The 14,426-nt window shown below is 38.6% G+C and carries 13 protein-coding genes; all 13 read right to left on the bottom strand.

Annotated elements, in window-relative coordinates:
- Positions 1-339: 339 nt before the first annotated feature.
- The 13 genes from Q4443_RS10280 to Q4443_RS10220 all read right to left on the bottom strand — a co-directional run bounded on the left by Q4443_RS10280 (position 340) and on the right by Q4443_RS10220 (position 14,409).
- Positions 340-1,632, bottom strand: coding sequence for an ISLre2 family transposase (locus Q4443_RS10280; RefSeq protein WP_303408370.1), 1,293 nt, complete (start codon positions 1,630-1,632; stop codon positions 340-342).
- Positions 1,633-1,753: 121 nt separating this feature from the next.
- On the bottom strand, positions 1,754-1,987 hold the full coding sequence (locus Q4443_RS10275) for a hypothetical protein (protein WP_061587147.1): 234 nt from the start codon (positions 1,985-1,987) through the stop codon (positions 1,754-1,756).
- A 52-nt stretch (positions 1,988-2,039) separates the two neighbouring features.
- On the bottom strand, positions 2,040-2,846 hold the full coding sequence (locus tag Q4443_RS10270; protein WP_303408369.1) for a ParA family protein: 807 nt from the start codon (positions 2,844-2,846) through the stop codon (positions 2,040-2,042).
- Positions 2,847-3,053: 207 nt separating this feature from the next.
- Positions 3,054-4,688 carry a relaxase/mobilization nuclease domain-containing protein gene (locus tag Q4443_RS10265; RefSeq protein WP_303408368.1) on the bottom strand — a complete coding sequence of 545 codons (1,635 nt, stop codon included), beginning with the start codon at positions 4,686-4,688 and terminating at the stop codon, positions 3,054-3,056.
- Complete coding sequence (gene mobC / locus Q4443_RS10260) at positions 4,682-5,074, bottom strand: plasmid mobilization relaxosome protein MobC (RefSeq protein WP_185774013.1); 393 nt, start codon at positions 5,072-5,074, stop codon at positions 4,682-4,684. Before mobC ends, Q4443_RS10265 begins: the two co-directional genes overlap by 7 nt.
- 217 nt (positions 5,075-5,291) lie before the next feature.
- Positions 5,292-5,708 (bottom strand): hypothetical protein, encoded by a 417-nt coding sequence (locus Q4443_RS10255; protein WP_303408367.1) that lies wholly within the window; start codon positions 5,706-5,708, stop codon positions 5,292-5,294.
- Between the two features lie 70 nt (positions 5,709-5,778).
- Entirely contained in the window at positions 5,779-10,101 is a 4,323-nt protein-coding gene (locus Q4443_RS10250; RefSeq protein ID WP_303408366.1) for a PBECR4 domain-containing protein, read from the bottom strand.
- Positions 10,092-10,355, bottom strand: a complete 264-nt coding sequence (locus tag Q4443_RS10245) for a hypothetical protein (RefSeq protein ID WP_303408365.1) — start codon at positions 10,353-10,355, stop codon at positions 10,092-10,094. The genes Q4443_RS10250 and Q4443_RS10245 overlap by 10 nt, the downstream gene beginning before the upstream one ends.
- Positions 10,356-10,375: 20 nt before the next feature.
- Positions 10,376-12,175, bottom strand: a complete 1,800-nt coding sequence (locus Q4443_RS10240; RefSeq protein ID WP_303408364.1) for a VirD4-like conjugal transfer protein, CD1115 family — start codon at positions 12,173-12,175, stop codon at positions 10,376-10,378.
- Complete coding sequence (locus Q4443_RS10235) at positions 12,172-12,690, bottom strand: hypothetical protein (RefSeq protein WP_303408363.1); 519 nt, start codon at positions 12,688-12,690, stop codon at positions 12,172-12,174. The genes Q4443_RS10240 and Q4443_RS10235 overlap by 4 nt, the downstream gene beginning before the upstream one ends.
- A 12-nt stretch (positions 12,691-12,702) precedes the next feature.
- Positions 12,703-13,542, bottom strand: coding sequence for a hypothetical protein (locus Q4443_RS10230; protein ID WP_084877373.1), 840 nt, complete (start codon positions 13,540-13,542; stop codon positions 12,703-12,705).
- Positions 13,496-13,768: a type III restriction endonuclease gene (locus Q4443_RS10225; protein ID WP_070683679.1), complete on the bottom strand. Its 273-nt coding sequence runs from the start codon at positions 13,766-13,768 to the stop codon at positions 13,496-13,498. The genes Q4443_RS10230 and Q4443_RS10225 overlap by 47 nt, the downstream gene beginning before the upstream one ends.
- Positions 13,765-14,409, bottom strand: a complete 645-nt coding sequence (locus tag Q4443_RS10220) for a hypothetical protein (protein ID WP_303408362.1) — start codon at positions 14,407-14,409, stop codon at positions 13,765-13,767. The genes Q4443_RS10225 and Q4443_RS10220 overlap by 4 nt, the downstream gene beginning before the upstream one ends.
- Positions 14,410-14,426 lie beyond the last annotated feature (17 nt).

Genomic DNA, 14,426 nt, shown 5'->3' with positions numbered 1-14,426 from the left:
TTGTTTGTGTCTAAATTTTTGGGAATAATCAAATATCCTTATAACTCAATAAGAAAGCGAGATTTTTCAGACAAAAAAACTGGAAAAAGTTCCTTACTTTACTCCAGTCCTTGACTATATTGCACTATTTATGCTACAATATTGTTTGACTGATTAAGCAAAGTGTTGGTTTGTCTTAATCGGTGGTGTAGAAGTTGCTGCTTCTACACCTTTTTCTTTTTTATATTTACTCTATTATTGTAACACACATTAGGCAAAAAAGCAACTGTTTTGTATAAAAACATGATAAAAAGACCTCTAAAAATTCTTTTTTTAGAGGCTTTTGTCTGCCTTTTTGTATTATTTATGCCCTCTTTTTCTGATAACAGCTTTGTGTGGCCTATGGTTAATACGAAACCCTGCGCCTAATCCCGAATCCCTAAATTCCTCATACTCTTGTCTCCAAGCTCCAAAAAACAGCTCGTGTAGCTGATCAATTCGCTCAATAAGAATCATCTTGGCCATGGTACAAGCCCCTTCGATGGACCAATACATCCCTCGATGTTTCATGCGGTAAGTGACTTTTCGGTGCTGACTCTCCATCACCCCGATACCACGTGAGGACAATCCTCTAAGTTTAGGTGGCCTAGTGTCACAGAAATTTCTTAATAATTTCTTACGAAAATTGTAAAAATTATCAAGAGCTTCCTGGCTTTCTATGAGAGATTCAACTGTATCTAGTACGGTCTGAAGCAGGCTCTTCTGATGATTTTTGATAGCCTTAAAAGCAAGATCAAGTAGTGTAGACGGGTACGGCTTCAGGAATCGTTTAAGTTCTTCATTGACATGATAGGCATCCCAGAAATGCTCATGACGTTTAATTCGTAGGACCTTCTTAATTTCTTGAAATATTCTGCGAGAATATCCTTTACCATTGTCCGAGTTAGTGATAAGAAGAGTTCGATCAGTGATTTCAAAATGATTATAGAGATAGTCTATCAATTCTTCCTTTGCTTGTTCATGGCTTGTATGTATAATCTCATGCTTATTCTCTAGTACATACCGATTATTACCAACCTTCTTCGCTCCAGTATGAATCAGGAAATGGGCTAAGTCTGTATTGTGTCGTTCATCATTGCTTGATGTTGTCTTGACGAGCACACCATCTCCCTCCAGGTAGATTTTATCTGCCTGGATTTTTTTCGGTTGCTCATCACCTCTAAAAAGCCGATAGCGTTCCCTATCTGAAAAGAGTCTGCCTGCCATTTTTACAGACTTCAAAACAGCGTCCTTTGTTATCTCCAGGCGATAAGCCATCTTAACTGTTCGACAAACTTCACGGTAGGATAAAACAGAAGCGTGTTTTGCCATGTGAAAAATCAACTCAGGAGAATAACGCATATACTTTTCTAGACCTAGCCACTCATCTACGGGATAACAACTTTTCTTTCCCTTTCGCCAGCGATTTCTAGAGAAGGTCACCTCTCCAAATGTAAAAACAACTGTCCTCTCTGTACTATCTATCCGCTTATATCCCCTCAGTCTCATGGAAGGAGCAATCTGCTCGTCATAATCTCTTACTCGCTTCAGGAATTGCTGCTCACGTTTGCGATCTAGTTCTGCGATAAATTCTTTTTCATCAAATCTAAACATACTCTCTATTGTACTGAAATCATGACTAGATTGAAAACATCACAAACTTTCTGCAAGACTCTTTCAAAAATAAAAGCCTTCCCTTATTGGGAAGGTTGTTTAATTATAAATATAATTATATTTATAACGATAAACTTTCGATTAGTTTATCAAGATAATCTGATGCAGACTTTGCACCAACTGCTTTAGCAATTTCATCCAATTTTTTCCGATTGCTTGGTTTCAAAGTAAACTGAAATTGTTTCTTACGTTCAAAGCTTTCAAACTCAACTGCGACTTCATTTGGAGTCCGATCAGGTTGGCTGCTCGCTTCAATGATCTGTGATATTTCTTTTTCCTTAGGGGTAAATGCCATGATAATCTCCTTCTAATTATGTTTATAATTGTATTTGTGTTTATAAATATAATTATATTGTATCATAAATTTTTGAAAAAGTCTGCTCCAGCTCAGCGAAAAACTTTTTGTGTTTTTGATAAAGCTCAGGATTCTCCTTCATATCTGCAATAGAGATCTTATCAATCGTGGAATGATTGAATAACTCTTTTGCTGGTACGATGCCTAGAAGGTTGTCTGTTCCCTTCTCTTTAGCTTCAAGTCCCAGAGCTTCCAGTAACTCTCTTGATGATCCATAGTTCGGTCGGATCATATTTGCTAAGAAATATAGCTCAGCAGTAATGTATGATTCCCTTGTACGATAGTCAATTACATCCTTTCTGAATGCTTCTAACCGAGTTGATAGATTGAATTTGGCATTATAACCAAACTCTGAAGGAGTCAAGGGACTAATAATAGCGTGACTGACCGCAACAGCATTTTTAGTAGCTGTCGCAAAGTCTGGTCTACAATCAATCAAGATATAGTCAAACTGATCCAACTTCTTCTTTTCGTAGTTATCCTCTAGCCAAAGATAAAGTAGCATATTTTTCTTATCGCTGTTCTCCAGATCTCGTTCCACTGTATCAAGCTGAACTGAACCTGGAATTAGACTGATATTTTTCTTGACTTGCTTAATATCCACATCGCCACCTTTAAAAGCATTAGCAATCGTATTCTTGCTCTCGTAAATATTATAGCACTGGGTTAAATTGCACTGATGGTCAAGATCAATCAAAAGAACCTTATGCCCTTTTTTAGCCAGCCATTCCCCATAATTAAATGTTAAAGTTGTTTTCCCAACACCGACCTTAATAGCGGCAAATGTGATAATCTTCATTTGATATCCTCCTGTTTTTCTATACTTCTATTATACCATTATAATTATATTTGTCAATATGTTTATAATTATATTTATAATTATTTTCGCAATGAAGTCTCTCCTCCCTTTCGCCAGCAATTCCTAGAAAAGGTTATCTCTCCAAACGTAAAGAGGACTGTCCTCTCTGTACTGAAATCAAGACTATATTGAAAACATCAGAAACTTCTACAAGACTTTTTCATCCTCAAATCGTCGGTCAACTTTCTCTTCACGACTACGCACGTGCTCCTTAATATCTCTATAATCTGTGTAATGTTTTAGAGTATCGTCAAAGAACTCTTGTAAGGCTCCTTTTTCAATTTGGAATTGTTTGATCAGTTGACTGACATCTTCCAGTCCCATATCTTTTGGAACTCCTAAATCATCCAATAGTTGTACCGCCGCAAGACTATTTTCTGGAGATTGCTGGATGGCTAAAAGTGCTCCTTCAATTTTATGATAACGTCCAAGTCGCTCATCTAGCTGTCTTAATTCCTCCTGGGTAGCCTCTATCTTTTCATTAAAGCGCTCCTCCAAATGTTGAAATTGTGTTCCATCTGTCACGCCGTGCTCGACTAAGAAATTATATTCCTTAATCAGTTCACGCATAGAGGAAATTTGAGCGTTTTTAGTTACAAGTGTTTCTCCATTTTGTTTGGCCAATTGCCTTGCGACAGTCAAGCCCATCATGTACCTATTTTTTTGAGATTGATCAGGATTGAGAAAATAAAAATAGTCTTTCTCTTTGATATAGATGGTATAGTTTCCATCCTCATTTTTATCAACTTTATGAGAAGGTATTAAAATTGTACCACTATTTAAAGCTCCCATATCCATCTGCACGTAAATGCCTTGCTTGCTTTCTTGCTCGACCTGCCAGGATTCCACTTCCAATTTCAATTCAAAATCATTTGCCGTTTTTTCTTTTGATGCTTGATATTGTTCTTTCAATTCCTCCACATCAAAAACTAACTGATTCTTAGAAATTCTCTCTTTTATTTTTTCAAGAGAATAGAGTCCTTTCTTCGATAATGTATCATCTCGGACATTTCTTTGTTGGGGCTGATCGAGCAATTTATACTTCACAAATTTTCCAGAGAAATCAATCTGAAGATTAAGCGCAGCTGCCTTTTGTTTGAAATCTTCTAACGACAAAGAGTGCTTCAGAAGAAAATCAAGACGTTCCTTGATTTCAAACCGATAATTATTTTGTCTCCGCCAAGCAGAATACTTTGTATAAGAATTTTTCATAGTAGGCTCAATAATTTTAGCGCCATATCGTGCCGCATGTTTGTCCGAAATGGCTCTCAAATTTTTCAAGGTTCTCTTTTCCCAGCGAAATTTCTTGAGCGTTGAGGTATTGGTGGTATTAAGTATAATATGGTTATGAAGATGATCTTTATCCGTGTGGGTTGCGATCACAAACTCATAATTTCCACCTGTCAATTCTAACATCGTTTGACGGCCAATTTCATGAACCTGCTCAGGAGTCAAGTTATCATCTGGAGAAAAAGACTGGATAATGTGATGAGCTAATACTTGTTTTCCTGAAGATAATTCTTTCAAGTCGTCATCTCCTTTTTTAAAGGCTGCAGCCAATTTTGTCATGACCATTTCTTCATCTGCTACGCTAAAATCAGAGATCCCATTGCCAGATACTAGCTTCATTTGAAGCTCACCATCATGATAGACAAGAGGAAAATCAAGATCACTTTCTGCAGTTCCTGATACAAGAGTTTTCGCTTCATTCAGAATATAATTAACAGCTCTCTTCAGATTAGCTGGTGTTTTAATTTGAGTTGGAGATTTAATTACTACCATTCTTCTATATCACTCCTTACCGTTCGTTTCCGTTCCTGTAGACTCTGTTTTTCTGCGCTAGAAAGTTTGGCAGCTACCATCTCTTTCAACTCAGATAGATAGTCAATCACTTGTGCTACTTCCTCTGGCCTAACCCCTTGATTTTCATTGGCATGTTTAGCAATTTGGTTGATGTTCGTCCCAACTCGATTGATAGCAACTCGAAGGTCTTTCAATTCAGAAAAATCAATTTGCACCACCTTTCCTTGCACCAATTGATTCTTCGCATAGTATTGAAAAGATGGAACTCCCATTTGGGCCATCGCCGTTTTAATTTGACGATCTTCCTCTGGTGTTAGTCGTATCAATTTTTGTATATAGCGTTTTCTATTTTCTCGTTTCTGCATTATTTTTTTATCCTCTTTCACTCAAAGTCTCTGGCATTTTCTGACCAGGCATCCGCCCCTGACTTCCTTCCGGCAAGCGTAGCAAATGGATATCCATTTGCGAAATTTAAAAAAATCAGAGAAGGAGAACCTTGTAGTTTTCCTTCTTGATTTTCTCAGTTTTGGGGAAATCCCCAAGCCCCTTTCCTATATCTTTTGGAGTACAACCTCTAACAATTTATCGCAACCAACTGAAGATGTTTTTGAAAATAGATGATTGCTTATCACTATTTTCTACACTTTTTTCTTTCTGATCTTGTAACTTTTCAGCTAGGACAGAAAGTTGTTGAGCAGTTAGGGGCTGGAAAATCGACTGCCCAATTTGTATTTCTGTCAGTAAGATTTTTTCTGTGAGTACAGCTTGAAATTCTTCATCTGTAATCATCTTGAGTAGCTCAATATTTTCTTCTTCCCACTCCAAAAGAGCAGGATCTCCTTCAGGTAATTGAGACTGTTCTTCCTCTAGTTGCTCCAGAACTTTTTGACGAGTCAGGTCTTTAGCGTTTGGCGATACTCCTTGAACTCTGTCTCCATCCATGATTGGAATAAAGTCTGAAAGGATGATGATCAGTTGTTCTTCTTGTTCATTAGTCATGAGTGTTGTCCTCCTTGATGATGATTTGTTTTTAATTTGACCTTGGGTTTATTTGGGGTGTCCCGTTCGGTCATTTCGAGAAACCCTTCTCTTTTTTTGATTGTGCATCTGCTTTCAACTCCTGCTTGTGATCTTCGACAGCCTGCTTGCTCTGATCTTTAAACTTCTCCAGTTTTTGTTCAAAACTACGCTTCGTTTGTTTCTCTTGGCTCAATCTTAATTGTTCCAATGCTTGATCCATCCGAACCATTAAACTTTTAGCTTCTTGTTGGACAATATCCAACTGTGCTTCTAAATCAGCAAATGTCTCCTTATCAGCAGACCACCCAGATAGATAGTTAAAGGAGTACTCTGACGTATCAATACCATAGTATGAAGAAACAACATAAGCGACACTTTCAGCCTGGAGTTCAGCAGTGCTTCTAGTTAGATTTTCTTTTTGAGAATTATCTGCATGATGCAACTCTGCATGAGCCATTTCATGTAAGAAAGTTTTAATAATTTGAGCCTTGTTCATCTCATTACTACGTAAAACAATTTGATTTTCTGGGACAGAATAATATCCATGTTTATTATTTTCCATCTCTTCAAATCGAACCGATACATCATTTTCTTTTGCAATAGCCATTAGGGCACGGTAAAGATTTGCATAGTCCAAATCAGTCAGCTGTTCTTTCACTTCTGCAGCTTTTGGCATCTCCTTTCCTTCTGTCTGACTAACATCAAAAACTGGTACCAAACCAAAGAATGTAACTGTTTCTGGTTTCCCATTTTTATCCAATATTGGTTGGTTATTCTCATCCTTTTTGATCTTCGTCATAGGTTTAAAAATACGTAAAGCCTTCTCACCTTTTTTCACATAGCGACCAAAGTTTTCTTTCCACTGTTTGAAAGAAGTTACTTGGCTTGCTTCAGGATTTTGTGCAAGAATTAAGCGCAAGTTGCGATTAGAATAATTATTTAGTTGGCTCATTTTCGTTAGATAGTCTTTGTACTTATCTGAATCCAGAAACTCCTTAATCCCTTCTTTAAGATGACGACTTAATCCTGCCATATCTTTATTTTTAATAAAATCTGCGACTGCAAGACTGCCAGCTGCTAAAACAATTTCATCCGCTTGTAGACTCTCCTCGCCCTCTGGTTTAGAACCTGGTTTCGATCTAAAATCATACGGATTCGTTCCCTGAAGCAACTCCTCCTCATCAGAAACACCGTCAGCATCCGCATCACGTTCCAACTCCTGCTTGTTGTAGCCTTGTTCTTCTAGTTTGATTTCTTCCTCTTGTGATTTCTCAAATTCTTCTCGAACTATGGCGATCGTTTGTTCAACTTTTTCTGATAAACTTTTGATTTCTTTTTGCCATTTTTCTACAAGAGCTACTTGATCCATAGGTGAGTCCTTGACTCCCAACTTATCAAACCAAGCAGATAGATTTTCGACCTCAACACTATCCATTCCATCAAAAGAGATAAATCCAAGACGAGCATCATGACTACTATCTGTAAATCCAATTGGACTATTTTCCAAATCTCCAAATGGGAGTTGGGATAGAAGTTGATCTGCGTAAAGAGTATCTTCTAAAGCGTAACTGAACTGAGAAATATCTAACTCACTCGCCAATCTCTCCAGATGATACGGAGTGAATATGGCCCCATCTATCTTCATCAATTCTGGGTACTCTCTCATTTCTCGTGTTCCAAGCCTTTCTTTGTGAGCGATGGGGTTAATCTCCTCACCGATATTGTAACGGATGCTATCCTGAATCAGTTCACCATCAGGAGCGTAGATACTAAACTGGATCTTAGTTGGAGAGATGTAGGCTTCTGGATGACCACCAGTCACTTGTTTTAGCCCTTCCTGATATAGCTGATAGAAGCTCTGATTGGCCTTGTAAAGCTCTCTAGCAAAATCTTGATAAGGTATCAGCTCTGTTTCTTTAAAGGGCAATCTAGGCCCATCAGGGCGCTCCTCAGCCCATTGAAGGCGTACATGGTAGTTCTCCTTATAGATATGATCTTGTTTCCACTCTTTATAAAAGTCTGAATTTGTATCTAGGAGATGATCTTCTCCAGCTGCAGCAACAATCTGATCAAATTTATCATTGTGTTGCTTCGCATAGTCAAGATACTGATTCCAGGCTTGATGAAATTCTTTTGGAGTTTTTGAAAGGTCACCTGGCACACCTAAATTATAGACAGTATCTAAGACTTGAGTAAACGTAGCCGAATCAAGTAGGGGGCTATTCAGTGTGTTCTCTAGCGTTGTTTGTTCAATTTCTTTAGAAACTTCTTCAAACTGCTTATTCTTCAAAACTGACAGCATTTCTGCACCATTGTCTTTAACATATTCTTCATTGATTGAAAGTTGCTTGATGTGACCATCTCGATCTCTATAAACACCGAGAATGATCTTTTCATCCAACGATTTAACATTAGTTGCAAGCTCTCCCTTGAGTTTCATAAGAGAGGCTGGAATTTTTTCATCTCCGATATCTTTAAAAAGTAGTAAGAAATCTTCATCTTTTGCTTTAATAGCTTCACTCATATTGAGATTGTGAAGCTTTTCAACACTGCTCAAATCATCTAAAACAAAAGAATGTGGATCTAAAATATCACGCAACATAGGAAGAACCTGCAATTTATCCTTAATTGCATTACTAATCAACATACCGTCATAATGCCCCTGACCATTGGCAATATCATCTAGGAAATTTGCTGCTCCCTTTCCCTCTTCAAAAGGTCTGATCCCTGAAAGATGGATAAAGTTATCCTTTTGAAAAGTCACCTGAAGCACATTCTTCTCTCCATGATCCGCATAAACAAAGCTGATCTTACTGTCAGCCAGTTCATTTAAATACCAGGACGCTGTACTTTGGATAGACGGCGCATATTGATTTAATCGTCTTAAATCCGCTGGTGTAATCGGATGATAATTCGCTGTTCTCCGTTGCACTTTATCATAATTTGTGCTAAACTGTAAGTAAGGATAGGATGATGTCGGGTGACTGGTAACAGTTTGCTCAAAGGTACTTGTTTCAAGTACAGGTGAGGTACTGCCTTCAGCTTTAGGCTGTAAAGAACCCGTGCCACCACTGGTCCTATCATTCATTTGCTCCTGAGAGTTCTCAGGAGCTTTTTCTGTGCTCTGAATTTGTTTTTTAGGCTCCCTACCATCTCCAAGAGGATTGGAAGGTTTTTCATAGGTCACTGTTTTGTCCGAATCAATAACCATTTGTTTTCTAGGCTCCACTGAAAAACCTATATTATTCCAGTTTTCCTTCAACCATGTTGCATCTTCAGGAGAAAGGTGGCTGGTATCAGGAAAGTGACTTGATGATTGAATTTCCTCAGCCTTTTCCAGTTTCTTGGTCTGCTTCAGAATCTCATTCCAGTCTGTCTTCTCCTGGCCTTCACGTTTTGGCGGTCTCGCATCGATAACTGGGATTTTCTTCTCCCGTAGTTTGGTAATAAAGTCTGTACCTGCTTTATCGTGATCAACTGCCAGCGTGATGAGATCATCATATTTGTGATCTTGGAAAAGTGTGGATGTTTCCGCTGCAACAGATAAAAATTTAGAGGTACGTGTTAGCTCGCTAGATTTGGTATAATCCCTTTCATCCATCGTAAGCTCCCCTCGCTCCTGCAGAATTTCAAGAACATAGTGAGACAAAACTCCCTCTTTTAATCCTTCCATCGCAACCAGTCGAACATCGTTTAATTCGCCCTTATGAAGCTCATAATAGCTCATAAGGTCAATTGGTGCCTCTGTCACAATTAAACGCTTAGGAGTGCCTATAGAAACGTTTAAGCCACTAATAGATTCTGATTGATACATGATTTGTTTCAAGTATCCTTTACCAGGATGACGCTCTTGATCAGGAACAAGTCCCTGGAGGCTCGCACCTACCAGTTGCTGATTTCTGTCCAAGTATTTAAAAACCAAGACATCTTCTATAACACCATCTTTATCCTTACGTTTAGCTTGGGCTAATACTCCCTTCTCAAGGAAGAAGTCGATTGTATCATCAGAGAGACCTCTAATCTCCTTGAGATAGGTTCTCGCCTCCACAAATGGTTGTTCGTAAGGTGCTAGTGTATAGTTGAAAGGTTTACGTTCTTCCTCTACTGGTTTTGCTTCAGGGAAGGAACCTGTCTCTAAGAATACCATGGCTTCCTTATAGCTGACATTTTGCATTTGTTGCACGAGATTGATAGTATCACCAAAGAGGTTTTGAGAATACCAATGCCAGGTATTCTTGACAGTATCAATCTTAAATGAGTCATGCTCGGCCCAATAATACTCTCGATGTGACTTTCGCTTCATCTCCATTCCAAGGCTACGAGCTACTTCTAAAATATCCAGCGATTTTGCCTGTGCTTTTGTTAAAGGCATACTCTTTCCTCCTCTACTAATTCCTTAAATAAAAGATATCCTTCAAGAGTTGCATCTAGTTCACTAACAACTATTGGATCTTCCTGACTCGTTGTCACAAAAAGATGAGGAGCTAATTGATAGAAAGTCTCCTCATCTGCCTGTTTGAATAGCTGCCAAATAGCATAACGTTCTGTAGCTAAATTTTCTAGCTTTAATGCTAAAACTTGTGAGATACTCTCCAGGTATCCTAATTGTATTTTTGGTGTTTCCATCCTACTATCCTTTCTGTATGTTAGGCCACGAATAACTCTTTTAGCTGCGGAGTCAAATCGTTAGCATATAAAAGCAAGCCGTCGATGTCTGTTCCTTTTCGAGTGTATTCGTACCAGTTTTTTTTGTCCTCAGGAGAATTTGCAATCTCATCTTTTCTGGGATGATCATCGACAATTGCTTTTTTATCTCTGAAGACATTTTGTTTAGAAATAAAAACCAGTCCTTCTTCTACCCCAATTCTTGAGACCTCATCTGGAGTTAGAAGTGGACGGCCTTGAATTTGTTTATTTTCACTTGATGAGCCATTACGATAACTATGCGATTTTGAGGTGGATCGAGTGCGTATAGTCTGCTTACCTGCCCTTGTAGAATAGTATTCCATCGTATCCTTGTCATTTGTCCCTAAAAATAGGTGAGTAGCACAGTTATTAAAGATGGTCTTCCAATCACTTTTATAAAGTGATTCTAGCTGATTGACAGCTTGGATGATAATCTTAATAGACATCTCACGACTACGAATAGAAGAGAGGACCTGGGCGAAGTTTGGTATACGGCCAATTTGTGCAAACTCATCGAAGATAAACTGAATGTGTCGAAGATTTTTTCTACTGTAGCCAGGTACTTTCCCATGCAGAATATCATCAGCCTTATGTGTGAGAACCTCAAAACCAATCGCAAACAAGATTGAGGAAAGAAAATTAAAGGCGTTATTGGTTTCAGGAATAGCAATAAAAACGGCTGTCTTTTTCGTATTCCAGGTCTCCATTTCCATGGTATCCTCACTGATCAAGTTTCGTACATCTTCATGGTCAAAGATAGAATAACGAGAAGACAAAATCGCTACCACACTGTTTCTTGTCTCACCTCTGAAGTTTTGGAATAATTTCCACTGTTTATAAGCATAATTGTTAGGTTGATGTTCGTTCAGTTCTTCAAACATCTGCTCGACAGGACTTGGTACATCTGGATCCTCTCGATACATATTTCTTAATAGATCCGCAACGTGACCCAGGTTTGGCATATATAACTGGACTCCAGTTTCAGGATCCTTCGAGTCAAAATAGAGATAACCAATCAATGCACGTTGCAGCATCAACTCTGCTTGAACCCAGAAGTCTTCTCCAGTATGCTCACTCTTCTTCGTTCCCTCAGTAATTGCTTCAGAGATGCGATCAATATCTAGCTCAGACTTCATATAATGAAAAGGATTAAACCGATCTGAATTCTTGAGACGAATCAAATCAAAGATTCTAACAGCATAACCAGCTTTCTCAAGCATTTTTCCAACCTGGTGTACCAGGTTTCCTTTAGGATCCGTCACCACAAAGTTTGAGTTTAACTGCATTAAATTTGGCAATACAAAAGTAAAGGTTTTACCATCTCCTGGAAGACCAATGACAATCACATTTTTATTGAGCTGAACATTGTAGGCTAAGCGAAAGTTAAATAGGCCCATTTTAACTTGTTTTGAAAAAATCATATTCTTCTCAAAATCAACGTCTTCAAACCGTCTCATTTCCTTCAAAGTCGCAAAACGAGCACTACCTTGCTCTTCTCCCTGACGATATAAATTCTTATCCATAGAAGCATAGACAAGCATTGGGAAGCCAAATCCGATCAACCCTGCATATAAGGCTCCTGAATCAAAGAAAACACCAAAAGAGAAGCGTTCCCAGTGTTCTAGCAACCAACGAAGTCGCAACATTCCCATGAAAGGTACTGCTGCAGTCGAAAGTTGGTAGTAATGGTAAAAGGACTGGAAAATAACAAATGAAAATAGCCCCACCACCAGGTAGGGCCATATAGGTTTTCTAATCATCGTGTCTTCTCCTTCCCAATCTCCTTCGTAACAACTGGCATCATTCCTTTATAGACCTTATTTGTCTTATAGTAATTGATTTTATCTTCAGGAGTCATTTCATGTGGTTTCTTCAGCACCTTTTTCGCAAACTCTTCCAATTTTTCTGGGCTTTTCGTGATGTCTGCCAACATATCTTTGAGAGCCTTTTCTACCAGGGGACGATTTTTTGTTTCAAAGAAGAGATAGGTTGTATCATCTTTTTGATGATAAGTAAAACCTACCTTATGTTCCTCTAGGTAATGCTTCAACTTAGCCAAGTGAACTTCACTATTTAATAACTTCTCGACATCTTTTTTTGATTTTGTGGCCATAAAATCATTAAAACGTGTCTCCCCTTCAAAAGTTTGATTTGCCGCCTTATGTTGTTTCTTGTCATAATGGGCTTTTGCGAGGGCATACAGAGCTTGTATCGTCATCTCCAGGGTAACTTTTCCTTTTAAAGCCAGAGAATGACTGACTTTTTCTTGATCCATGTAAGACCTCCTTTATTTTGGATAATTGGATAGTTCTGGCTTGGCAATAACCTGGAATCCGTAAGGCGCTGAAGGTTCTTCCTTCACAGTAACTACCAAGCGTTTCTGACTTCTGTTCTCACCGTCTTTCACGGCTACTACATAGGTTAGCTGATAAGTTGCTTCATCAACAATCAAGCTAGATTCCAAAATCACAGACTGCAGTTGACCTGCTTGTCTATCTATCGTTAATTGAGGAGCTACGAAATCAGCCATTTTCCCTTTATCAGAGTAAAGGGCTGGCAAAAAGTAACGTGAAAAGGCATCTAGTTCCCCTGTTTTTGACTGAATGGTTTTTAGATTTGAAAGTTCCTTGGATACGGCCGAGAGTTGCTTTTCTTGATGGTAAACTAGCGTAAATGATAAGCCAGCAAGTGTCAGACTTCCTACTAGACCAAACAACACCAGAACTCTTCCTAAATACACCCAAAAAGAGCGTTTAGAAGAGGTTGGAGGTTTGGGAGTTTCATGTTTCAAGGAAGAGGCTTCAGCTTTCTCTTCAGGAGTCTTCTCTAGATGTTTTGTTTTAGTCTGGCGCTTAAAGAGTGAGGTTTTTGCTTCTTTTGGTGCAACTTCCTTGTTATTCACCATACCAGGCTTCAGGAAGAGGCTATCTGCGATCCCTTCAAACGGCAAATAGACATCTTCTTGGTACACCACTACATTCTTTTTATCCAGTTCCTCTACCAATAAAACGGCTTCTGCCTCCTGGTGTTTAACCTTAGCATTTTCTCGCTCCAGCGCTTGATACACAAGATCCCGATTTTTATACGTTGTGGTCGTGTTTTGTGTCAGATTGGTTAAACGGTACATGTTTTTCAGCTCCTTTCAATTTTCCTTCAGCAAGAGCTGCTTTAATATCAGCCCAGGTTAAATTATGTTCAGCCAAGTAGTTTGATCGTTCCTCATGCTTGGCCAGAATGATTTGAGTTTCTAGCTGCTGCAGTTTCTCTTCTTCCTTCTTGGCCTTGGACATATAGTCAGCTAAGCGGTTTTCCGCTTTCTGTTTTTGTTTTTCCAAAGTTTCTAATTTTGTCATTGTTCCTTTTTCCCTTCTGTGCTTTGTGTTTGGTTATTGATTGGTTTGTTTAACGATGGAATACTCGCCTTTTCGCTGGCGTTCAAGCTGTCCACAATCAAAATAGGATCAATATGATTTACAAGGTATTTCCCATCTTGCTTGCTGAAGCGAATCCGTATGGTTCTTGAAGATCCTACGTTTGTTTGGGCGTTAGTATAATCATACTTCTTCTGTAACTGTGTCTGAGTGTATCTCACTTGAGCTAGGGCAACATTATTTTCTTGATCGATGTAGATGGTAGAAGACTTCATCTGTGTATCCACTACATAGCCCTTATAGGTTTGTACCGTTGGTTCTTCTTCAGAGTTCACTTCCTGATTGTAAGCAGCTTCTGTCATATAGGGCAAATAGCGATTTCTATTTTCTCCAAGATCCTGCTTATTGAAGTAAGCCGTCAAAAATTCCTTTACATATTCTTGCGTTAGTTCGCTTCCCTCTGCTTTGGTTTCTTGTTGAGTAGTTTCAGCATCCTGTTTAGCTTTCTTTTGCGCTGAGGTTGCTGCTCCAATCCAGAATACGAATCCTAGAACTAGCACAGCTCCTATAAGGATTCCTCCTATTTTCAGGAGTTTCAATTTCTCCATATCTATCATTTTCATGATTTACCTTCTTTCTT

Source organism: Streptococcus sp. GP0011, assembly GCF_030546305.1.
In the GTDB taxonomy this organism is placed as follows: domain Bacteria; phylum Bacillota; class Bacilli; order Lactobacillales; family Streptococcaceae; genus Streptococcus.
This window is presented reverse-complemented; position numbering and strand designations above follow the sequence as displayed.